A 22,904-nucleotide genomic window follows, 5' to 3' on the forward strand; every position below is an offset into this window, starting at 1 on the left:
ATTCCAGAATCATATCAATTGATAATCTTTGATACCATCGAACGGCTTACATAATTTTGGCAAACACATTATTTGAAATTAAATACTCACTGCAAGAATCATGAAGTGCGCGAAATTACCCTATGTCGAATCAAAATGAGAGTTATATCCGAATTCGGGGCGCACGCTGCCATAACCTCAAAAATATCAATGTGGATCTACCCCATAATCAACTGACTGTCGTGACTGGGGTGAGTGGGAGTGGGAAAAGTAGCCTGGTATTTGATACGATTCATAGCGAAGGTCAACGGCGTTTTATCGAAAATATGTCTCCTGGTACACGCCAGTTGTTAAGCCAGATGCAACCAGCTGACGTTGATCAAATTAGTGGATTGCCGCCTACCATTAGTATTGATCAAGTGCAACGATCGCAATCCCGCCGAAGCACTCTGGCGACGATGACCGAGCTGTATGATTATTTTCGTTTGCTTTACGCGCAGCTGGGGACCGTCTATTGCAGTCAGTGTGAACAGCCACTTCACCAGCAGTCTGCAGAACAGATTGTCGATTTGATTCTCAAGTTAGAACAACGACAGAAAGTGATGATTCTTTCTCCGCTGATTAAAGCGAAAAAAGGAGAACATACCGCGCTTTTAAATAAAATAGCAAAAGAAGGATTCGTTCGCGCCAGAGTCGATGGTGTTGTCATTGATGTGGCCCAACCACCAGAGCTCCAGGAAAATGATTACCATGACATTGAAATCATTATTGACCGGATCATTGTCAAGGAAGGAATAAATGCGCGCCTTAAAGAGTCTGTTGATCTCGCTTTAAAACATGGTAATGGTACCTGTATTGTCAGTCAGGAAATGGAGAGTGGGTGGTCAGACCGTTTTTTGAGTACAAGACTCGCTTGTGGAAGATGTAGCCTCAGTTTTCCCGATCCCGAGCCGAGAAGTTTTAGTTTTAATAGCCCTTATGGCGCATGCCAACTCTGTCAGGGACTCGGAGTAATTGAAGACGACTCAGATAAGGAACAAACCTGTCCCGAATGTCAGGGAGCCCGAATCAATACCTATAGCCGTTCGGTGAAAATAAGCGGGAGCTCAATTGATCAAATCATGAGTCAAACCGCTCCTGGAGTTTTAACATGGGTAGAGACTTGGGAAAACAATGAATTGAAGTCATATACTACGAAAGATCAGGAAATTGCCAGCCAGATGATACCAGCGATTAAGAATCGATTAGAGTATCTTTGCGAAATTGGCCTGGGATATATCGGATTAGCTCGTTCTACCCGCACTTTATCGGGGGGCGAACATCAACGAGCCCGATTAGCAGCTTGTCTCGGTTCTGGTTCGACGGGGGCCTGTTATATTCTCGATGAGCCGACCGTTGGTTTACATGCCAGTGAAACAGAGAAGCTGCTCCAGATTCTGAACAGACTGAAACAATCTGGAAATACGGTTGTAGTTGTCGAGCACGATTTAGATGTCGTCCTCGCATGCGATTTTCTGCTTGATCTTGGTCCACAGGCAGGAGAGCAGGGAGGCGAAATCGTTGCCAGCGGCACTTATCAGCAGGTTATTCAAAACACAAAATCCTTTACAGCACGCGCTTTAAATACCAAATTTCAGTTTAATCGTTCCAATACGCCAGATAAAGATGACATTGATGAGGAGATCGTTCTGACTGGTGCCCGATTTCATAACTTAAAAGATGTCACTTTTAAAGTTCCATTACAGAAACTGGTTTGTGTTACCGGGGTCAGCGGTTGTGGGAAAAGCTCACTTGTAATGGACACTTTAGTTCCCGCTTTACAAAATGCAATAAAGGGAAGCCACGATCAGTCTTTGGAGTATTTGTCGTTGGAAGGAGCGGATCAACTCCAGCATGTCAGAAAAATTGATCAATCTCCGATTGGAAGAAGCGGCCGATCAAATCCCGCCACTTTTTGTGGTGTCTGGGACGAAATACGTAAACTATTTGCAAAAACAAAAATAGCTCGAATACGTGGCTATACTGCCAGACGCTTTAGTTTTAATGCAAAAGAAGGGCGTTGTGCCATTTGTCAGGGGCAAGGTTTTCGTCGCATCGATTTACAATTCCTTCCCGACATTTATTTACCCTGTCGCGAATGTAAAACGAAGCGATTTAATCGACAGACATTATCTGTAAAGTACCGAGGAAAATCTGTCAGTGATCTATTGGAAATGTCGATTGATGAAGCGACCACTTTTTTTGATCAAATTCCCAAAGTCAGTAAAGTCTTACGAACTCTCAAAGAAACTGGTTTGGGTTACCTCGCATTAGGACAACCTTCGACGATGCTCTCAGGAGGCGAAGCCCAAAGGCTGAAATTGGCAACGGAATTAGCCATAGGGAGTACCGGGAATACACTTTTAGTTCTGGATGAACCAACGCGAGGGCTACATGCAGCAGATATTGACCGATTATTGAATCTATTGCGACGATTACTCCAACAAAATCATTCCGTTTTGATGATTGAGCATCATCCACAGGTCATATTCGCAGCAGATTGGATTGTTGATCTCGGCCCTGAAGGAGGAGAAGCAGGCGGGCAGATTATTGATGAAGGGACTCCTGAGGAGATTGCCTTGCGAGAAGCAGGACCGACAGGCCGGATGCTAAATCGTGCTTTGTAGATTTTAGCAATCGGTTAAGGTATTCTAGTCACGCATGAACGTCGATTTCTGATTTTACAATACATATGGTTGTTAATGAATCAATTTGAAAAAGTTAGAATTTCAAAAATGAAATCAATCCTTTATTATTCTGTTTGAAAATAATGTAATCCTACCAGAGTGACCAATGAATCTATTTCAAGAATATGGAATCTCTTTCGAATATCCTGATGATTGGGAACTTTCAAAAGAGGTGAATGAAACCAAAGGAGAAATCCAGGTGAGTGTGAGTGGTGGTGATTCCTCATTCTGGATGATTTCATTATTTCTAGCAGAAATCTCGGCGGAGGAACTACTTGATCGTGCGTTGGAAGTCTTCCAGGACGAATACGAGGAACTGGATATTTACAAAAAAAACGTCAAGTTGGCTGGCAAAGACTGTCTGGGGCGTGACATTGAATTTGTGTGTTCTGAATTAATTAACAGTGCATTTTTACGTACATTTGAAGCCGAGTTATTTACTGCGTTTGTTTTATATCAAGGAACGGACCAGGACTTGCAGAGATCCTTAAAGGATCTCGAAGCAATCTCAGAAAGTCTGGACTGTTTTGACAGTGATTTTGATGATTATTTAAAAATTGTATAAGTAAATTCTTCTCTGTAAGTTAAAACTTTCGGATTCCATGATTGCTTCCCAAAGTTATTCGGTTCTATAATGGGGATCATTATAAGCCTCGGTTATGTTAAGTTAATTATTGGATTTCGCTAGGTTTGGAATAAAACACTTTCTATTTCTGGAATCTGTGGGTTTATAGTTCAGGAGCCATCTAATGTCTGTGGAAATTGAATCCCATGAAGTTGAAAGCATTGGTGTTGTAGCAGGAGTTGTCTGGGAATATTTAAGTGAAAACGAACCAGTTACATTAAGTAAATTATCGCGCGAAATCGATGCACCGCGCGATCTTGTGATGCAAGCTGTAGGCTGGCTTGGCAGAGAAGGAAAAATTCAATTCCATAAAGGCACGCGGAGTAAACTCATATCGCTTGTGAATGAATAGAATTAGTTTAAGTCAAAGCCGATCTTTCATTTCAGAGAGCCGGGCACCTCTCTGCTAATAAAGAGTTAGGTTAACTTGTCTGTGAATTGCCCTGGAGGGAGAAATTCGGTGGTAGCCGACTCAAATGTCACAGAACTGTTTCAGCAAGCACGTCAGCATTTAAAAAAACAGCAAATCGACGATGCAATCGAGGCGTATCAGAGAATCATCAGTCTCAAACCAGCTGAAAAAAAAGCACACTCAGGCATTGCAGCCGCTTATTTTCAGTTAAAGCGGTATGAAGATGCGATTAAACATTTTGAAGAACTAACGCGACTCGCACCTGCTGAAGCCTCTTCTTATATTAACATGGGTGCAATTTATAATCGCATGGGGGAATATAAGCAGGCGTTGAGTGTGCTGCGTAAAGCAGTCCAGAAAGATAAAAAATCTGCAGATGCCTTTTATAACATGGGGATTGCCCACAAAGGATTAAATCAGCTAAGCATGGCAGTCACTGCCTACAAGCAGGCGATTGTGTTTGATCCTGAGATGGTCGATGCACATTTCAATCTGGGGAATGTTTATCTGGAAATGAAAAATCATACTCAGGCGCATTTAAGTTTTACGAGAACACTTGAAATTTCGCCCCAGTTTAAAAAAGCAGCCAATGCTCTAAAAAATCTGGATACTGAAACAACGAAAGAAAAGCAGAAAATTAATCCCTTCGGAAGGCTGGTCGATGAATCTGCTCTGAGAAAAAAAAATATCTCTGCAGCGGCAAAAGCTCTTTCTCCAGAAGAACGAGAGAAAGATCGGAAGGAAATTCACGATCTATGTAATGATATTCAAGATACAGCGCATGCTGTAGTTGATGATTTAAAAAAAGGTTTTACTCCCAGTCTACTTAATTTAAATCGGTGTATCTCACAGGGAGAAAAACACTACTCAGAGCTGGAAGAGGCGAATGATCAGTTCCAAAAAAATGTAAATTCATTACATAACATCCGAAAACTACTTAAGCACAAGATGCTTGAACTGCGTGCCCATGAAGAGATAGTGAATGCCATTGACGTGGATTAATGAAAGATGCTTATTCAATCTGTATCTCGATTTCGTTTCATTATTCTCTTGAGCGAAAAGGTGTTAGCTTCAACTTTCCTGCGTTATCAATCAGGCAGGTAATTGCACCTTCAGATGTAGTGGAAAAGATGTTCGTATTCGACGCATAAACTTTTTCTAAGTGAGTCGCAGTCTGATTTTTACCACCACTGATTATCAGGTATCTCGGATTTGCCCAGCGAGCTAATTCTGTCGTATTAGCTGATAGGCTGCCATGATGTGGGGAAAGCAGGACATCGAGAGGAGCCGTGATTGGTTCAGACAGTAACTGATTTAAGCCTTCTCCTTCTAAATCTCCCGTCAACAGAATTTGACGCCCCTTGAAGGTAATCAGGATTGTAAGGCTTGCTGGATTATCATCGTCATATATTTCTGAGAAGCGTGGATGTAGCACTTCAAGCTTAACCCCAGAATCAAATGCAATCTGATCGCCTTTTCCGATAATCTTGACAGGCACATCATGCTGAAATGCCGTATCACACAGGATAAGAGGACCCTTTTGGTTTTGGCTTAGAAATGCCTGCGGGAATGCTAATTCTCTGATGTATTGATTCGAGATTAATTTTGTGGCTGCATTAAAATGATCACGATCAGCATGTGAAATTAAGAGCAAATCGATTCTTTTAATTCGATGAGCCAGTAAGGTGTTTTTGATTTTGGAATACGTTTGCTCAACAGGGGACATCGAGCCGGCATCGTAGAGTATCGTCTTACCATCTGGTAGTTCGAGCAGGATTGAAATTCCATGGTTTACAGCAATGAAAGTACAGCGAAACGAAGTTGATTCTGATACACACAGAGAAACAAGTAAGCCAACGATGATCCAGATAGGAATGATTGACACGCGAAGCTTATGGAAGAACCAGTTCCAACCCAGTTTCAGATTAGCTTGAATAGGCAAAATGATGAACACTAACAATGAATAATAGACTATCAGCCACCATAGAGGGGGGGCCGGTAATTCAAAGTGGGAAAAAGGAATTGAAGAAGCATACTCAACAATCCAGAGTAATAGTTGCACACAGTAGTCAAAGCAGGCTCCAAACAGATTGCCTGAAAAGGGAATGAGTGAACCCACAAATATGAGTAAGTAGCCCAATAGTAAAATAAGGAATAAAAAAGGGAAGATCAGAGCATTGATTAATAACCCAATGGGCGCAATCAGCTTAAAGTGATAGAGCACTAAAGGGGCTGTGACGATCCAAATAAAAGTGGTCACGAGAAAAATACTATACAGTAAACGGAAATATCGAATTGAAAACCATTGCAGAGGTGATTGTAGTGAGGGGTTACTGGCCAAAAAACGCCATCGCAAGGGAACCCAGGATTGCTGAAAAGGGTTTTGATAAAATTCCTGCTGAACCGTCCAGAGGATCGCAGAGACTGCAAGGAACGATAGTTGTGCACCGATATCAAATAAGTCAGTCGGGTTGATGACTAAAATGATGAGTGCGGAAAGACAGACAAGATTTAAGGTTGTGATTGCTCTCCAGTTTATGAGTCCTAAAGTAACAAGGACACAAAATGAAGCAGCTCTCAGAATTGGCGGACGAATTTCAATTATAGAAAGATAAAACAGAATCGCGCAAATGAGTAAGCTGACAGAAATCGATCTCGGCAAATTCAGAACATGGCAAATCCCCCAGACAAAGAGTGCAAAAAAACCAATGTGTAGACCTGAGATTGCTAAAAAGTGAATCAAACCTGTTTGACTGAATTTCTTTCGAGTTGCCGCAGAGAGTTCGGATCGATCTCCCAGTAAAAGGGCGAGTCCAATCGCTTGAGTTTGTTTGCTGGTATGTTTTTTGATTTGTTGTGTAAATCTGTTACGAAAATATTGACGTAGAGAGAACCACGAAATCGAATCTCGTTTCGAAACAATATTGGCAGCATGTGACGACTTGACTCGTAACACAGCACCAATTTGCTGTTGACGAAAATAAGTCTGAATGTCGAAATCATGTGGGTTCTCCTGACTGGAAAACCGTTTTAATTCGCCAGACAGTTCAATGAGATCACCAACAGAAAGAAGGGGAAGTTGTCCCTGTTTTACTTGATGAACCGGATCAGAAATCGTGACATAAATTTTTCCAGTTACGGGAACCTTTGCTGCATCGGCGATGAGTTCTCTGCAATCGAGAATCAAATTAGTTCGTTGGGTAGGCTGATCTGGGTCAAACTGTTCTTCATCTGCCGGAATCTCGATTTGTGGCTTTGTACAAACCGTTCCCATCACTTGAATGATTTTTGAGTTTGGGTCTTGTTGAGTGTCGTTCTTCAGCACGCCTGTAATATGATGTGGAGGATGACAAAACCAGAACTCATGATGCCGCATTCCTCCCAGGCAGACGACCAGTAGCAAAAGAATTACTGTAGAAAGAGAATTTCTCTGAAATCGGTAACTGAGAATCCAGGAAATCGTGGTTAGACCACCGAGAATCATCCAGTCAAATAAGTCTGGATGAAAATAGAAATCCAACAGAATTCCCAGCGAAAAACTAACAAATACGCTTAATGCAGGAGAGCGACTTGAATCTTTCGTAGCAAAGTCCGAAATTAGTTTAGGATCAGAATCGAGGGCAGAGGGTTCGCGTTTTGAAATGGATACCATGACCTCATTCTCGACTTAGCGTTTCTGAGGTAAATGCAAATCGACTTGATTATGCATGGTATAAAGCCGAAAGCGTTTCCCGTCTGGAATCAGAAGCCCACTTGATTGATTGGCTGAAGAGGGAGTCAGCGGGTTTCCTGAATACTTGACCCAGTGAATGAGGTCTTTTGATGCTGCTATATTTGTGGTCCATAAAGATGGCTTTTGAGCGGCAGCGGTTCCATGGTAAATCATATAATAAACTCCCTGATACTTCAGAATCTGATTTGTGGCAATCATCTTCTGATCATAGGCATTGGGTCCGGGGATCAGCACCGGACGATCTTCATTGAGATTCGTCCAGACTTTTAAATCAGGTGAGCGAGCGAGCCAGATTCCTGCATCTCGTCTTTCGTAAAAGAGATACCAATATCCGTCTTCATACCAGACTGTGGGGGTTCCATAGGGACCTGCTGGTATAGGTGAGCCGTTTGCGAGTCGGACATCCAATGGGCCTACTCGTTTCCAGTTGATCGCATCAGTAGAGGTGAGGTGTTGTGCAATATCATGCTTGCCTTCTGCAAACATGTGATAAATGTTTCCCTGTTTGACGACCATCATATCTTCCACCCAATGGTCTTTGTATATTGGATTGCAGGGAGAACGTGTCCAGTGTATTCCGTCACAGGAATAGGCATAGCCTAGCATTTTCAAGCCTGCTCTGGTGCCATCATAGCCTGTGAACCACATATGATAGAAGTTTCCCTCTTTGAGAATCCAACCGCGTTCACGTATTTTTACGTCCCAATGTCCGGGGCCTTCTGCTTCGAAGATCGGATTGTTTTGATAGGGAACAAAATGGGTGAGCACTTTGGGAAAAACAAGATCTTCAGCCGAAGCAGTATTGCTTACACACAAAATAAATGAGAGTAGCAACAAACAACGATGAAATAACTCAGGACATGCTTTCAGAACAATCTTAGCCATTTTTTCCCAATCATCAGGTTTCTAGAGTTTCCTCTCCCATCTTGCACGAGATTCGCTATTATACGCAAGTCACTTTGAAAAATACAAAGAACAACAAATGAAATTTCAATACGCCTTAGGCTATGGGTATTAGAAATAAACTTCAAAAGGTAATTCCATGTCAGATACAACTGCATTACTTGATATTCAGGGATTGAAAACTTACTTTCACACGAGCCGTGGCATTGTGAAGGCTGTGGAAGATTTGACGATCAAAATTGAAAAAGGAAAAACCCTGGGTTTGGTCGGTGAATCTGGTTCTGGAAAATCAGTCACTTCGCTTTCCATTATGAAACTGCTTCCCGAAGCCGCCGCAGAAATTGATGCCGGATCAATTTCCTTCCTGGGGAAAGACCTTGTCAAGTTGTCGGATCCAGAAATGCGCGGGATTCGTGGCAGCGAAATCAGCATGATTTTTCAGGAACCGGGCACTTCTCTGAATCCTGTTTTTCGCGTGGGAAAGCAAGTGATGGAGGCCATTATGCTACATCAGCAGGTCAGTTCTGTGGAAGCAAAACAGAGAACCATTGCCCTATTCCATGAGGTGGGGATCTTAGACCCCGAACGCAGGTTTTCAAGTTTTCCTCATGAAATGTCAGGAGGCCAGAAGCAGCGTGTGATGATCGCTATGGCGCTAAGCTGTAATCCGGAACTTTTGATTGCCGATGAACCGACCACAGCGCTTGATGTCACAATCCAGGCGCAAATTCTCAATTTGATTCGAAAATTACGCGACGAGCGTGGCATGTCTGTTTTATTTATCACCCACGATTTGGGTGTGATTGCTGAAATTGCCGATGATGTCGCCGTAATGTTTCGTGGTAAATTAGTTGAGTATAAACCAGTTGTCGATATTTTTGAAAATCCCGAGCATCCTTATACAAAGGGTTTGCTGGCTTGTCGGCCTGCATTAGATACAACATACAAGCGACTCCCGACGGTTTCTGATTTCATGGATATTGAAGAATCTGATACGGGAGATTGCACAATCCGTGAAAAGAAGTTTGATGAGAGTCAGTTTTTAAAACTGACTTCGCTGGGGCGTAAACGATTATTACATCCCCGCACAGAACTGGAAAAGGTTGGGTATGAATGGAATGAAGTCAAAGACCATCCTGAGACTCAATTTGTCAGCGATGGTGAAGAACCCATCTTGCGGCTGGATCAGTTACAGGTTTACTACCCGATCAAAAGTGGAATATTGAGACGAACCGTTGATCATGTCAAAGCGGTCGATGGAATCTCCTTGAATATTTATCGTGGACAAACATTGGGTCTTGTAGGGGAATCTGGTTGTGGAAAAACAACAACAGGCAAGGCAATTGTGGGCCTCGCCCCCGTTACTGATGGAAAAATTCTATTGGAAGGAAACGACCTTGCTCATATGAGTCGTGCAGGGAGAAAACCATTTTGTCGTAAGGTGCAAATTATCTTTCAGGATCCATATAGCTCATTGAATCCTCGTATGATGATTTCGACTATTATCACTGAATCGATGACCGCTCATAATCTGGGAAAGTCAAAACAGGATCGTCGGGATCGAGCTGCTGCACTACTGGAGGAGGTGGGATTACAATCTGATTATCTGGATCGCTATCCTCATGAGTTTTCTGGGGGTCAGCGTCAGAGAATCTCAATCGCACGTGCCTTGGCGGTCGAACCAGAATTCATTATTTGTGATGAATCTGTTTCAGCTCTGGACGTCTCCGTACAGGCACAAGTACTGAATTTGCTCAAAGATTTACAGGAACAACACAACCTGACTTATATTTTCATCAGCCATGATTTGAGTGTCGTCAAGTTTATGTCTGATATGATGGCAGTCATGAATGCGGGAAAACTGGTCGAAATCGGTCCTTCCGAAATGATTTATCAGAATCCTCATGAAGACTATACAAGAAAGTTGATTGATTCGGTTCCCACGGATAATCTGATGCAAATCAAGGATCGTGTTGAACATAGGAAAAATCGAGCATTGAAGCGTGAATGATCATATATATGTAAATTTGTAGATATGTTTTGAGATTTCCAATTTCTCCCTCCCGTACAGTAGACCACCAGAATTGCCATTGCTAATCTTTTCCCCGTAGTCTGCGGAACCGGCAAGCTTTATGCCGGTTTAACATTTTGACATCCTGTATGGAAAGATTAGGAAAAGAACATGACAATAAAATCATCATGGAGAGTTGTTTTAGCAAGTCTGTTGTGTCTGCTGCTCATTCAACCTGTTTCTGCAGAAGAAACAAAGAAAAAGAAGGGGGAACATGATTGGTTGATCAAACACCCCACAATTCAAAAACTCTTAAAGCTGCACAATAAAGAACGGGCTCGGCACGGGTTGCCCGCACTGACTTTGAACACAAAGATGTGCCTCAAAGCACAAGAACATGCCACCTGGATGGCAGAAACTGGTTACTATCAGCATAGTAATCTACCTTGGCCGGAAATCATCTTCCAAGGCCCTACGACAGCAGAAGCGGCCGTCAATGGTTGGATCGCTTCACCGGCTCATCACTCTATAATGTTAACCGGAACGCAAGCTGGTTTCGGCTACATGGTCATTAATGGTCAATATTACTGGGTGGGGGTCTTTCAATAAGAGCGAGGAAAAAATGCTCTGAAGGCAATTGCCACTAAGTTAATAATCACAAGGCTGATTTTGGTTGATGATAAGTCTAAACGCTTCTTGCGTTTAAAACCAAAATCAGCCTTGTTCTATTTGACCCAGTCTGCCACAATCTAGCTCTAGTGACTCATGTAGTTTGGCTTGGATTGCGTGTTGACCTCAATCCTGGCTATTAAGTGATTTTTCCGACTTTGCAACGGAGTAATTTGAAGGAATGTCCATGTATCTAGTTTCCCGCCTGAATCTGCTACTGTTGACTCTCTCATTCACAATATTTCTCACAGGATGCCCCGGCCCTTCCACGGAGAAGACTGAAGAAGCGGTTTCAAAATCGGATACCGATTCAAATTCGAATTCTGATGAAAAAAAATCAGAAGAACCTCCTGAAGTGTTATTGGAGCCATTCGATGCTCCTACTCTTGCTGAGCTGGACGCAAAAGCGAAATGGGAGAAACAGCCTGTACTAGATAGTTTGGAACTGTTACGCGAACGTCAGAGTAAAGAAAAACCACTGGTTAGTGTTTCTGAGGCTCTTAAGCTCAAAAATACCAATCAGGAAATCAATGAAAAAATCTTGAGCGCGTTAGGCAGACTTCCCGAAAGTGTGGAAGACGTCGATTGGGGGGCAACTATCAATCGTCATGTCTTGGCGGACCTCAAAAGTACCAATCCAATTATGGGTAGCTCTTCGGTTGAATTTGAAGTCTCTTCTCTGACCGGTTTTGGCTTATTTAGTTTCGACTGGAACTTCATTCCATTCGCTGTCTCAGACACCGTTGTTTCGTGGGATACCAGTGAAGATAAACTTTACGACAAAGTCGTGCTGCGAGATGATCTCACCTGGTCAGATGGCGTACCGATTACCGCGCATGATATTGTCTTTACCTTCAAGACCATCATGAACCCCAAAGTCCCTGTTCCTGCTGTGCGGTCTGGAACGGACCAGATTCGTTGGATTCAAGCCTACGATGATCAAACTCTGGTTTTCTTTCACAAAGAATCCCTGCCAACAAACGTCTGGAATCTTAATTTTCCCATTATTCCCAAGCACATTTATGAGAAAGAATTAGAAACCGATCCGACTCTTCAGGATAGTGAATACCATGTGAAATATGAAAACAATCCTGTTACCGGTGGTCCTTATGAATACGAGAAAAGAGTGCGCGGCCAGGAAATATTGCTCCGACGTCGTGAGAGCTGGTATATGCATGATGGGAAAGAGGTCCGCACTCGTCCTTATTTTGAGCGAGTCCGTTTGCGAATTATTCAAGACCCGAACACGGCGCTATTGGCCTTGAAAAAAGGGGAAATTGATGAAATGGCATTGAACCCCGAGCTCTGGAAAACCCAAACCAAAGGCGAGGACTTTTATAAGAATTGTACAAAGGCAAATGGTCTGGAGTGGGTCTATTTTTACTTTGGTTGGAACACAAAGACGTTATTCTTTCAAGACAAAAAAGTACGACAGGCAATGGCTTATGCCTTCGATCATGATGAAATGCTGAATGAACTCTGTTATGGCCTCTATCAACCATGCACCGGGATTTATCACGAAACGGCTTGGATGTCGCCAAAGCCAATGACAAAACCGTACAAACAAGATTTGGATAAAGCAGAGGATCTACTCGATGAAGCGGGCTGGATCGATCACGACGGTGATGGAATTCGTGACAAAGAATTTGATGGAAAAGTAATTCCGTTTCGGTTTTCGATTATGACGTCCAACAGACCGTTATCACGTTCGATCTGTACGCTGCTTAAAGAGAACCTGGAGCAAATTGGTATCATTTGTGATGTGAAACCGACTGAGTTTACTGTGATGCAGGAAAAATCTCGTAAACATCAATTTCAGGCGATGTTTGCCGGGTGGGGAACAGGCACGGATCCCGACACTTCCATTAACTTATGGAAAACAGGTGCAGGCAGAAACTACGGAGAATACTCAAATCCAGAAATTGACAAACTCTTTGAAGAAGGGCGTCGAGAGTTTGATAAAGACAAACGAGCGAAGATTTACGGAAAAATTCATAAAATCCTCTACGAAGATCAGCCTTATACATGGCTCTATTTTCGAAATTCTTTCTATGGATTTAACAAGGATTTGCGAGGGTACGTATTCAGTCCACGCGGTCCCTATGGATATGGCCCTGGCTTCAGCAGCCTTTGGAAGCCCGTCCCAAAATAGTCTCTAATTTTCACTGTCATTCTGAGTTCACTAAGAATGGCAGTGAGCTTACAGACAGCGCAGAGTGGTATTGTTATTTGTAGTGATTCTGTTTGTGGATTGATTGAAAAGCATGTTCAGCTATCTCGTGCGAAGGCTCTTCATCGGGTTCATTACCCTCATCCTGATTACCTTCATGATCTTCGGCTTGATTCGAAATATGCCAGGTACGCCTATTTCTGTGAATATGGCAATGATTGATCCTGGAAAAGAACTGAACCCAGCAGATATTGAGCGTATGAAAAAAGCTTATGGGCTGGATAAACCCTGGCCACAAGCTTACCTGTTATGGGTAAAAAATGTGGTGCAGTTTGATTTTGGACGGTCAATCTCCCGGAAGCAACCCGTTGCCCGCTTGATCATGGAGCGGATGGGCCCCACATTGATTTTATCCGTGAGTTCTTTACTGCTAACCTATCTGTTGGCGATTCCCATTGGTCTCTATTCTTCCGCACGCCAGGGACGACTGGATGAAAGAACGACGGGCACAATTCTCTATATGCTCTATTCATTTCCCAGCTTTGTCGCTGCTTTGTTTTTACAGATCTATCTGGCAAATAAATTAGGTTGGCTACCGCTCTATGGAATGAAGAGTGACGGATATTCTTCCATGACATCGACGCAACAAGCGTGGGATATCTTTAAGCATGCCTTGATGCCAGTGATTTGTTATACGTATGGCAGTCTGGCTTATTATAGTCGCTTCATTCGAGCAAATATGCAGGAAGTTTTGAGGCAGGATTATATTCGTACCGCGCGTGCGAAGGGCTTAGGTCCTGTCAATGTGCTCGTTAAACATGCTTTCCGTAATACGTTTATTCCGTTAGTCACGTTAATTGGTTTAACGCTGCCATCATTATTGGGTGGTTCTGTGATCATTGAACGCATTTTTAGCTGGCCTGGAATGGGACAACTTTATTTTGAGTCGATCCTGGAAAGAGACTATCCCACTATCATGGGATTGACTTTGATGTTTTCGATTTTGACTTTAGCAGGTCAATTGCTGGCTGACATCTTTTATGCACTGGCAGACCCAAGGGTCAAAATTGCAGACCATTAATGATAAGACGCGATCTTTTTTTAATATTTGTCATGTTTACGATTTGAATCATTAAAACATTATGCAAGAGAAATCTGAAGATAACACAAACGCTTCCTCAGAATCGAAGCCAGTGAAAAAATCTCCCAGTTTCTGGGCTGAGACCTGGCAGCGTTTCAAGGGCCGAAAAATGGCGATGCTGGCCTTAATTTATATCTGTTTTTTAGGGTTTGTTGCCGTATTTGCCCCTGCAATTGCAGGAACAAAACCGATTATTTGCAAATATAAAGGGCATATCTATTTTCCGGCATTGGGTTATTTTCGACGTGAATGGGAGAACCCGATTTTTCTAAAGGATCGATTTCGAAATCGTTATCCGAAAAATCTCATTGAGAAAGATCCAAATAGTTGGGCAATTTGGCCGTTAGTGTATCAGGATCCTTATCGCCGCGTATATGACAATGAATGGAAAGGTCTGCCTGGTAATCCAACCCAGGATAATGGTGCTCCCAGCCTTAGAAACTGGTTTGGAACTGACCAGCGCGGCGTCGATGTCTTTACTCAGATGGTGCATGGGACAACAATCGCTCTTTTAGTCGGTTTTGTATCTATGGGAATTGCCGGCTTTATTGGAATTATTGTGGGGGCCTTAGCCGGTTTTTATGGGAAATGGATCGATATGGTCCTGAGTCGCCTGATTGAAGTCGTGATGTGCATCCCGACTTTAATATTGATACTCGCCATTATTGCGATTATTGATTCCCCCACAATTTGGCACATGATGGCGATCATTGGTTGTACAGGCTGGACTGGAATTGCACGGTTGGCACGTGCTGAGTTTATGAAACTTCGTGAAAGTGATTTTGTCCTGGCAGCGAAAACGACGGGAGTCGGACAGTTCCGCATTATATTTCGGTACATCTTGCCAAACTCACTCGCGCCGGTACTTGTTCCCATTACATTTGGAATCGCAGCAGCGATTTTGATTGAAAGTGGTCTCAGTTTCCTGGGTTTTGGGGCACCGCCTCCAAACCCGAGTTGGGGAACACTACTTAACCTGGGAAGGCAAAATTTGCAGATGTGGTGGTTGATTTTCTTTCCGGGAATGGCAATCTTTCTGGCTGTCTTGGCTTATAATTTGATTGGTGAAGGGTTGCAGGAAGCATCTGATCCCCGATTACGAGATGCCAATTGAGAATCACAGCTTATTTTTGTGGGAGATCTTTTTCTTCTGATAAGACTGCCTCAAGTTTGCTCAGTTTTTGAGAAACCTCATCAGATTCTTGTGATGCGAGAGGGTGGTTGCCATATCTGACCCGATAAAACAGTTTTGTAAATCGGTCCGGATAATCAATGATTTGGGCCTGCGTCAGATCAGAGTTCAAATCAACTTGAACATGATCTGAAAACTCTTGCTGAGTTTCCGAATGATTTCGTACCAGGCCTTTTTGGGCGAGTAACAATCGAAATTTTTCATAAAAGGCGATATCTACCGAATTCAACGCTTTCTTTTGTCCTGTCTTTGGGTGGAATAAATACCGTACGAATCTGATCATTAGCAGTAAACTCCACTTCAGCCCAAATAAGAGACCAGCAATAATAAAAACAGCAAGCCCTCCTTCCCAACTGAACCAACGACGCGGGTTCAACAACAGGTTTTTGCCCTTAACCACCATGCCTGAAATCATGGAACGAAAATTGAATAACCATTGGTTTAATTTTTTACCCACTCGGAAAATGGGATCATAAAAGGTTTGTTTTTGTCTCTGATAGGAAACTCCAATGACATAGTCCGACCAGAACTCAGACAAAATTTTTGTCATACCTTTCCAACTACTAAATGAGGTCGCATTCTGAGCAACGATTGTGGCACGCTGTAAAGCAGGAGTTGCGTCCAGCGTTTCCCAGTGATTATCCAGGAACGCTTCCACCCAGGAATGAGCAAAGCGTTGCTGAATCTCTAAGCGATTTGAGAGCATTTTTTCTTCACCACCTTTGAAGCCACTAATCACCCGTGCTGGAATTTTGATCGCTCTCAGCATCAATGCCAATGCAGACGCATAATATTCACAATGTCCCGATTTTCGGTTAAACAGAAAATCTTCTACGGGGTCAATCGTTGGATCAGCGATTGACATATTGAGTGTGTAGCTGAAATTTCCTGAATCCCGTAAGTACGATTCAATAAATTTGGCTTTCTCGCGATCTGATTTCAATTCCGGGTGAGAAGCCATTAACTCTTTGGTGAACTGAATCAATTTCCGTATATCTTTTTTGGGTAGTTGTAGATACATCCGTGGGTCATCTAACTGATCCAGTTCAAGATTGTCGCCTGGTTTTTTGGCTGTCAGTACATTGTATTTGGTATTTTCATTACGATTCGGTGGTTCTGATTGGCGAACTTCCATCGTTTCTATATCCAAGAGATTTTCCGTATTGCTCAGCATGTCCATGCCCAAGCATGGGTACATAATAAATAAAACGTTCGTCCCGATCGGTTCCAGGGTGATTTCTTGACGGTAGAGGGATTGATCGTCAAGTTCTGAGGAATTTAAGAGTCTCCAGTTTGATCGTCTTCTGACTTTACTCCAACCACCATTTTTATAGTTAGAAAGAACTGCACCTCGAAAAAGAGGTTCATCCAATCCAAATTTCTCGACAAACTCTGAAATTGTGACCGGTTCGTCAGATTCATTGTCATAAATCGAAAGCTCTAAAACCCGTTCTGAACTTTCTAGAATTTCACCCATTTCACCCAACTGTACTTTTTCAGTAAATCCAACTAAAGGTTGGGTATCTGCTTCGATCGTTTCGTTATTAAAGAATGAACGATTCACCCATAATCTTGGAATCAACAAAAAGAAACACATTGAGATCAATAATGCGCTGATTGAGCAACCTGCTGTGGCCCAGAAAAATTTGCCAGTGAGCCATTGACGACTTTGATCAAACTGTACTCCACTGCGGACCTGACTTGTCTGTTGGAAAGGGGAAGCTGTGTTGCTCTCAACTGCTAATCTGGGTATCACCTCGGGAGAATTCTGTTGCAGAAATGTGTTTCGGGTACGGTAAAGCGAAAAAATGGAGAGTGTCCAGATTGATAAAAACAAATAAATAACCAGCAGGATTCCATAATATCCCGATTCCGTCAGAACCGAACCGACCGCAATTTGCAGAAATCCTAACGCGCAGAGCCACCAGTATTGAGTGTCTCCTTTTTTTTGCAGTAGGATGATCCAGGTCAGATAGACTAAAAAGTGAGCACCGGAAAGCAAGCGGCCTTCAATATCTGAAAAAAACTCGGCACACACAAACAGAAAAGCAAAGAGCCCCAGAACATTTGCCCACAGAGGACTCAAGCTAAACTTAGACCAGCGATCTGTGAAGAACAGCGTGAGTAAACCCAGGGGGATTGTTACCAGCTGGGGAAAAGCGCCACCTTCTGCCAACATAAACATGATGCTGGATAAGGAAATGAGCAGATAAATGCTGAGTTGAAATGTGAGTGTTAAGTTCACGGTTTACTATCCACCAGAATTAATTTTAACGTCAATTTATTTTGCTTCCAGAACCAACCAGCGCGAGAGGATTTCAGGTGCCGCTTCAATCGTTATAGGCTGTCCGTTGATCTCAATCCCTTGCTCTTCAAAAATGGATTGTAAATGGTCCTCTTTATTCAAACCGTTTTCTTCTCTTGTTGTCACTAAAACTGTTCTCGAACGCTGAGAATGCGCTTGTGCGATTGACGCTCCAAATTTCATTTCAGGCTTTGAACTTCCTGGTTGTAATGTTGCCAGAAAGTCCAGCAAGTATTCTAGTCCCATCGAACCGATGCCGACTTCCAAAACATCCAGTGACTTTCCCTGTGAAATCAGAGTCAGCTTGGTGTCGCGGCTGTTCTTTAAATGCTCTCGGCAAAGTGTTCCGACAAAGCTGACTGCCCATTCTACCCGTTCTTGCTGATTCTGATCTGCAGAGGAAGGTAAATACAAGTCCAGCCCTATGATCAAATCATAGTTTCGATTCTGCTGATATTCCTGAACCATCAATTCTCCCTGACGAGCAGAACTTCGCCAGTGAATGGCGCGCTGGCTGTCGCCAGTCCGATACTCACGAATATGGTTAAATTCATCATCGAACACACCACGTCGATTTCGGTTTTGTTGAGCCATTTCTGCAATAGAGAAAAAGTCATCAGTCCAATGCGAACTTAATCTTCCGATTTGGGGATGAACGATGATTTCGCTATATTCTGAAAATACAGCACCACGTTTAACCAACCCCAGAGGATACCGTGTGGAAACTTGTAATGGACCAAATTCGTATACTCCTCGACGCATCAACTTGGCATAATAGTGAGCTGATAACTGCTGTCTTGGGCCCACTCTACGAAAGACAACAGAAGCTTCCAGTTGATCATCTTGGTTTGTAAAGTAATCGTTTACTTCCATCAGGTAAGCTGCAATGAGGCGTTTACTGTTTTTCAGAGTAATTTCTGCTGTAAAAGACTCACCCACCATCACCCGTTTGGGAATGATCCGCTTGAGTTGAATTTTTTTTAACATACTGAATGTGATCCAGCCATTTAAAACGAACGGGCCGGTCATCATCGCAAACACAAGCATCAACATATTTTCTCGAGACAGCACCGAGCCGACAAAGAGGACCATCATCATCATAAGGTAAACCATACCATCTCGCGGAAGTGAAACGCGGTTGCGTCCAATGCGTTTGACCTGGAATCGTTTTAACGTCGGGAAAACAATCAGCAGTACATGGTGAAGTCCCCAGAGAAAGAGGCCTCCACTGGCAAGACGCAGGATTAACGGGAGATTATGGTGGAATCGTCCCAGTGTGCGCGGGGCTTGAAATGTATATATAAAAATAAATATGCCAATGAGCATCAAAATGAGTCCTTGGCGGCACTCAACGCGATTACTCCAAAATTTAATTAAGATACGTTTCATATTTTTGAATTGATTACTGGCAGCCAGCAACACTTAAAGTCGTGAATGATTCAGGAGGGAGTCGTCGTTCCATGACGCTTTTATTTTATCAGGAAATACAGAAAGATCTATGGATAAAAATGGAAGGAAAAATCCTTTGCTTGAAGATACAATCTTAATTGCGTTCGCCAATTCCAATTTACTTCAAAGCGTGTAGTCCTAAATCGTTTCGTTTTTGATTGAGGAGGGCAAACGCGCGTGGTTCTTTTTTGAGAAATTTAATTAGTTGTGATGCTGAACATTTTAAATATTCGCTGGCTTGTTTGAGGTCAAACTGATAATAGGCAAGCGTATCCATTGCCTCAGCTAGCAACGCGGGGAAGTCATCATGTTCAGAATTGGCTTTGATTGTCCCGTTATAAATTCTCCGTTGCCAGAGATTGCTTGCTGATTTTGGAATCTCATGTATACGGTGTTGAAGAGCCAAATTGATACGCAATCGAAATAACGCAACCGAACGGTTCCGACCTTGTTGGCGTTTTTCAGAGGCTTCACCCAGTATCTTTGTTGGGTGATGTTTAATGACCACTCCCGTTTCGACTTTGTTACGATGCTGCCCTCCCGGTCCAGATCTTCTGACATTTTGAATTTGGCAGTCTTTCAACAACAGCTCATGATCAAGACAGGCGGGGTGTATTTTTTCAGAGAGAGAGTTTACAGCGTCAGATGATGTCATCATAAATGAGTAGACTTTGTAAAAGAAGAGGAGAGATTTTTAAGAGTACTTCACAGAGCTGATTCAACCGATTATGATATATGAGTTATCTATTATTATAGGTCGTTTCAAATATCGACTGCCAGTAATTTCCTGTCAGAATTAATATCACTTCAAGAACCTGGATCTTATGCTGAAATTTGTCATTAATGGGGTTAAGTTAAGACTCCCAATGCTAGTTTGCTTAGCTCTTGTCTACTTAACAGTTACAGGGTGTGGAAAAGCACAGGATCCAAATAGCCGGCCTGTGACAGAATATGTACTGCAATCGGGAGGTAAAGTAATTCGAGTTTCCAGTGATCTGCCCATCGATTCTACTGCTAAGATTCCAGAAGAAGATTTTTCGATACGAGAAATTGATCTTACCAATGCAAAAATTAAAAACATTGATATGAAAAAACTATCTGATTTGCCAAATTTGGAGTCACTTAATTTGCATGGAACGCGATTGAATGATAAAGGCTTGACCTTGATTACAAATTTACCAAATCTAAAATCACTGGAACTTGCTTATACTCGGGTTAGCGATGAAGAAGTGAGTAAGTTGACACGTTTTCCCAAGCTAAAAAAAATCTTTCTCTATGGAACAGCTGTAAAGCCACAGACAATTGAAGATCTCAAATCAAATCTGCGTGGGAGCGTGGTTTATAAGTAAGTGGGAATACCACCGCTGTAAATTGTCTACTAACTTATTTTGCAGCAGAATTTAAAGGCTTCTGCCAGGGAACGCTTCCATAACGTTGAATTTCGGCCCTTAATAAAGCCGACAGCTCGTTAAACTTTTTACGATTTTTATGTGCGAGGTCTTTTGTCTCAAGAGGATCCGTTTTCAAGTTGTAAAGTTCCAGAGGAGCAAAGGGGCTATTTTGCAGCAATTTCCAATCACCGCTACGAATTGCTTCGATTGTTTTTCCACCATATCGATTACCCCCTTCGCGTCTACGGAAAAACCAGTGCTTTCGTAAAGGGGGTTGCGACTTCCCTTCCAGAGTGGGTAAAAAGCTGACGGCATCCAAATTGGCGGGAACTGTGATCCCAGCCGCTTCACAGAGTGTGGGAAATAAGTCCATACTCATTGCCATAAAATCATTTTGCGAGTGTGGTGCAATTCGATTTTTCCAGACGATTCCGGCAGGAACTTTGAGCCCTCCTTCGTAAACACTTTGCTTCCCGTCCCGTAAATTACCATTATTGGCACCGACGTTTACCTGGCCTCCATTATCAGAAGTGAAAACAATGATTGTATTTTCGCTGAGTCCCGTTTGATCCAAGGTTTGAATTACTTTGCCAATACCAGCGTCCAAATGCTCAATCAAAGCGACGAGCTTTGCTCGTTTAGCGGTAATGCCTGCTTCACGCCGTGTCACCTTTTCAATCCATTCATCGGGAGGTTGAATGGGAGTATGGGGGGCATTATAGGCCAGGTAGAGAAAAAACGGTTCTGTTGTCTTTGCCTGTTGTTCCAAAAACTCACAAGTCCAATCAGTAAATAAATCGGTTGCATGCCCTTTGGGAGTGATTGTTTGCTGATTGAAACGCATGTAATTTACATTGTGTCTGCGATGGAGATAATAGTCGTCCATCATGTCTCCCAGGAAACCGCGAAACGTATCAAATCCACGTTCATTTGGCGTATTCGGTGATTCTAATCCCAGATGCCATTTCCCAATGATTCCCGTGTGATACCCGGCTTGTTGGAAGACATTTGCCAAAGTTGAAGCTGATGGAAGAAAATATCCCCAGCTATTTTCCGGATGAGTGCGAATGACGCCAGGAACTCCAACCAGATCCTGATAGTGACCCGTTAATAAAGCAGCTCTTGTGGGGGAGCAAACCGGGCAATTCGCGTAAAAGTTTGTAAATTTCATACCACGCGCAATGAGTTTGTCGATATGAGGCGACTTTAAGTCTGAGGCTCCATAACTGCTCAGGTCCCCATATCCCAGGTCATCGACTAGAATGACAAGTACATTGGGCGATGCTGGTTTTGTGTTCGCGTCTGCTGCGCTCGCACTCCAGAATAGAATGAGTAGTAGGAAAAAAAACGCTTGCAAAGAATGGGGCACTCGCATCAGATGAGATTCTTTCTGTTTCATAGAACGTAGTTAGCTGCTTCTTATGTTGCGAAATCAGTCCATAACTTTTCAAATTCTGATTCAAACCGAATCAGCAAATCAGGGTCATTCGTAATAATCAAATTTTCAGAATTATTTATTGAAGCACTTCGAGTCCAATTATAACTACCGGTCAGTATCAATTGGGAATCAAATAAGGCAAATTTATGATGCATATGAAATTTCGTTTTATCAATCCTGACGGGGATACCTGACTCAGAAAGATGTTCTATGTCAGAACCGAGGTCGAACGATTTATCATTATCAGAAATAACACGAATTTGGACTCCACGTTGATGCGCATCTTTGATTGCGGTTGTTACGCGGTCGTCAGTAATTGTGAAAACACAGATATCAATCTGCTTACGGGCAGAAGAAATCAATCTGCAAATTCGATGGGAACAATCATCTCCAGGGCTGAATAATGCCTCTGAACTCAGAGAGGATTCTTTTTTACCAGCATTCGACAAAATTTTCATAACTTCTTCTAACCAATTTAAACAGTCATTGTCAGAAGAACTTGCTGGTCTATACTCTCTAAAGATCTGAAATGCTTCGACGCGGATCAGGGATAAGCTCTGGTCCGTCAGTTTAACATGAGAAAAAATTTGATTTAACGCAGTGCGTTCGCTACGAGTCATCTTATAATCGTCGAATGTCTGTAACAGCATATTGCGGATTTGTGAACGATCCATTAGTTTGCCATTGATACTATCTAGAGAAATATGGTGCTAGGAGTTGTTAAGAATTCCATGACATGTTTCAATTCATAGTAGCGTAC

17 protein-coding genes are annotated in these 22,904 nt (G+C 42.6%); 10 read left to right on the plus strand and 7 right to left on the minus strand.

The window, feature by feature from the left end:
• Nucleotides 1–122: 122 nt before the first annotated feature.
• The 4 genes from V202x_RS21710 (at nt 123) to V202x_RS21725 (ending at nt 4,744) form a co-directional block, all read left to right on the plus strand.
• Nucleotides 123–2,645 carry an excinuclease ABC subunit UvrA gene (locus V202x_RS21710; protein ID WP_145178938.1) on the plus strand — a complete coding sequence of 841 codons (2,523 nt, stop codon included), beginning with the start codon at nt 123–125 and terminating at the stop codon, nt 2,643–2,645.
• A 166-nt stretch (nt 2,646–2,811) separates the two neighbouring features.
• The gene (locus V202x_RS21715; RefSeq protein ID WP_145178939.1) at nt 2,812–3,270 is read left to right on the plus strand and encodes a hypothetical protein; all 459 of its coding nucleotides are present in this window, start codon (nt 2,812–2,814) and stop codon (nt 3,268–3,270) included.
• A 184-nt stretch (nt 3,271–3,454) separates the two neighbouring features.
• The gene (locus tag V202x_RS21720) at nt 3,455–3,682 is read left to right on the plus strand and encodes a winged helix-turn-helix domain-containing protein (RefSeq protein ID WP_145178940.1); all 228 of its coding nucleotides are present in this window, start codon (nt 3,455–3,457) and stop codon (nt 3,680–3,682) included.
• 108 nt (nt 3,683–3,790) lie between these two features.
• Nucleotides 3,791–4,744, plus strand: a complete 954-nt coding sequence (locus V202x_RS21725; RefSeq protein ID WP_197993034.1) for a tetratricopeptide repeat protein — start codon at nt 3,791–3,793, stop codon at nt 4,742–4,744.
• Nucleotides 4,745–4,784: 40 nt separating this feature from the next.
• Here V202x_RS21725 and V202x_RS21730 read toward each other — a convergent pair whose 3' ends face one another.
• Together V202x_RS21730 and V202x_RS21735 are read right to left on the minus strand one after the other, a co-directional pair.
• Nucleotides 4,785–7,394 (minus strand): ComEC/Rec2 family competence protein, encoded by a 2,610-nt coding sequence (locus tag V202x_RS21730; protein ID WP_145178942.1) that lies wholly within the window; start codon nt 7,392–7,394, stop codon nt 4,785–4,787.
• Between the two features lie 15 nt (nt 7,395–7,409).
• A complete protein-coding gene (locus V202x_RS21735; protein WP_145178943.1) occupies nt 7,410–8,360 on the minus strand; it encodes a glycosylase in 951 nt (316 codons plus the stop codon).
• Between the two features lie 157 nt (nt 8,361–8,517).
• On the opposite strand from V202x_RS21735, the gene V202x_RS21740 reads away from it, so the two are divergent.
• From V202x_RS21740 to V202x_RS21760, 5 genes are all read left to right on the plus strand, one after another.
• Nucleotides 8,518–10,389, plus strand: coding sequence for an ABC transporter ATP-binding protein (locus tag V202x_RS21740; protein WP_145178944.1), 1,872 nt, complete (start codon nt 8,518–8,520; stop codon nt 10,387–10,389).
• A 171-nt stretch (nt 10,390–10,560) separates the two neighbouring features.
• Complete coding sequence (locus tag V202x_RS21745) at nt 10,561–10,998, plus strand: CAP domain-containing protein (RefSeq protein ID WP_145178945.1); 438 nt, start codon at nt 10,561–10,563, stop codon at nt 10,996–10,998.
• A gap of 247 nt (nt 10,999–11,245) precedes the next feature.
• Entirely contained in the window at nt 11,246–13,210 is a 1,965-nt protein-coding gene (locus tag V202x_RS21750) for a peptide-binding protein (RefSeq protein ID WP_145178946.1), read from the plus strand.
• Nucleotides 13,211–13,322: 112 nt separating this feature from the next.
• The gene (locus tag V202x_RS21755; RefSeq protein WP_145178947.1) at nt 13,323–14,309 is read left to right on the plus strand and encodes an ABC transporter permease; all 987 of its coding nucleotides are present in this window, start codon (nt 13,323–13,325) and stop codon (nt 14,307–14,309) included.
• Between the two features lie 112 nt (nt 14,310–14,421).
• Nucleotides 14,422–15,483: an ABC transporter permease gene (locus V202x_RS21760; RefSeq protein ID WP_232098624.1), complete on the plus strand. Its 1,062-nt coding sequence runs from the start codon at nt 14,422–14,424 to the stop codon at nt 15,481–15,483.
• 10 nt (nt 15,484–15,493) lie between these two features.
• On the opposite strand, the gene V202x_RS21765 is transcribed toward V202x_RS21760, so the two are convergent.
• The 3 genes from V202x_RS21765 to V202x_RS21775 all read right to left on the minus strand — a co-directional run bounded on the left by V202x_RS21765 (nt 15,494) and on the right by V202x_RS21775 (nt 19,973).
• Nucleotides 15,494–17,806, minus strand: coding sequence for a DUF3488 and DUF4129 domain-containing transglutaminase family protein (locus V202x_RS21765; RefSeq protein ID WP_145178949.1), 2,313 nt, complete (start codon nt 17,804–17,806; stop codon nt 15,494–15,496).
• 36 nt (nt 17,807–17,842) lie between these two features.
• Complete coding sequence (locus tag V202x_RS21770; RefSeq protein WP_197993035.1) at nt 17,843–19,192, minus strand: DUF58 domain-containing protein; 1,350 nt, start codon at nt 19,190–19,192, stop codon at nt 17,843–17,845.
• A gap of 241 nt (nt 19,193–19,433) precedes the next feature.
• A complete protein-coding gene (locus V202x_RS21775; protein ID WP_145178951.1) occupies nt 19,434–19,973 on the minus strand; it encodes a peptide chain release factor family protein in 540 nt (179 codons plus the stop codon).
• Nucleotides 19,974–20,139: 166 nt separating this feature from the next.
• Between V202x_RS21775 and V202x_RS21780 the strand changes: the two genes are divergently transcribed.
• Complete coding sequence (locus V202x_RS21780; RefSeq protein ID WP_145178952.1) at nt 20,140–20,664, plus strand: leucine-rich repeat domain-containing protein; 525 nt, start codon at nt 20,140–20,142, stop codon at nt 20,662–20,664.
• A gap of 34 nt (nt 20,665–20,698) precedes the next feature.
• Here the strand turns inward: V202x_RS21780 and V202x_RS21785 are convergent, their stop codons facing one another.
• Together V202x_RS21785 and V202x_RS21790 are read right to left on the minus strand one after the other, a co-directional pair.
• Entirely contained in the window at nt 20,699–22,081 is a 1,383-nt protein-coding gene (locus tag V202x_RS21785) for a sulfatase-like hydrolase/transferase (protein WP_145180729.1), read from the minus strand.
• A 44-nt stretch (nt 22,082–22,125) separates the two neighbouring features.
• Nucleotides 22,126–22,818: a phospholipase D-like domain-containing protein gene (locus V202x_RS21790; protein ID WP_145178953.1), complete on the minus strand. Its 693-nt coding sequence runs from the start codon at nt 22,816–22,818 to the stop codon at nt 22,126–22,128.
• Nucleotides 22,819–22,904 lie beyond the last annotated feature (86 nt).

Origin of the sequence: Gimesia aquarii (assembly GCF_007748175.1) — a bacterium.
GTDB classification, from domain to species: Bacteria; Planctomycetota; Planctomycetia; order Planctomycetales; family Planctomycetaceae; genus Gimesia; species Gimesia aquarii_A.

What these genes read in the sequence shown, in the direction of transcription:
- V202x_RS21710 (WP_145178938.1), top strand. Translation starts at nt 123, where the DNA reads ATGTCGAATCAAAATGAGAGTTATATCCGAATTCGGGGCGCACGCTGC.
- V202x_RS21715 (WP_145178939.1), top strand. Translation starts at nt 2,812, where the DNA reads ATGAATCTATTTCAAGAATATGGAATCTCTTTCGAATATCCTGATGAT.
- V202x_RS21720 (WP_145178940.1), top strand. Translation starts at nt 3,455, where the DNA reads ATGTCTGTGGAAATTGAATCCCATGAAGTTGAAAGCATTGGTGTTGTA.
- V202x_RS21730 (WP_145178942.1), bottom strand. Translation starts at nt 7,394, where the DNA reads ATGGTATCCATTTCAAAACGCGAACCCTCTGCCCTCGATTCTGATCCT.
- V202x_RS21735 (WP_145178943.1), bottom strand. Translation starts at nt 8,360, where the DNA reads ATGGCTAAGATTGTTCTGAAAGCATGTCCTGAGTTATTTCATCGTTGT.
- V202x_RS21740 (WP_145178944.1), top strand. Translation starts at nt 8,518, where the DNA reads ATGTCAGATACAACTGCATTACTTGATATTCAGGGATTGAAAACTTAC.
- V202x_RS21745 (WP_145178945.1), top strand. Translation starts at nt 10,561, where the DNA reads ATGACAATAAAATCATCATGGAGAGTTGTTTTAGCAAGTCTGTTGTGT.
- V202x_RS21750 (WP_145178946.1), top strand. Translation starts at nt 11,246, where the DNA reads ATGTATCTAGTTTCCCGCCTGAATCTGCTACTGTTGACTCTCTCATTC.
- V202x_RS21755 (WP_145178947.1), top strand. Translation starts at nt 13,323, where the DNA reads ATGTTCAGCTATCTCGTGCGAAGGCTCTTCATCGGGTTCATTACCCTC.
- V202x_RS21770 (WP_197993035.1), bottom strand. Translation starts at nt 19,192, where the DNA reads ATGCTCATTGGCATATTTATTTTTATATATACATTTCAAGCCCCGCGC.
- V202x_RS21775 (WP_145178951.1), bottom strand. Translation starts at nt 19,973, where the DNA reads ATGATGACATCATCTGACGCTGTAAACTCTCTCTCTGAAAAAATACAC.
- V202x_RS21780 (WP_145178952.1), top strand. Translation starts at nt 20,140, where the DNA reads ATGCTGAAATTTGTCATTAATGGGGTTAAGTTAAGACTCCCAATGCTA.
- V202x_RS21785 (WP_145180729.1), bottom strand. Translation starts at nt 22,081, where the DNA reads ATGCGAGTGCCCCATTCTTTGCAAGCGTTTTTTTTCCTACTACTCATT.
- V202x_RS21790 (WP_145178953.1), bottom strand. Translation starts at nt 22,818, where the DNA reads ATGGATCGTTCACAAATCCGCAATATGCTGTTACAGACATTCGACGAT.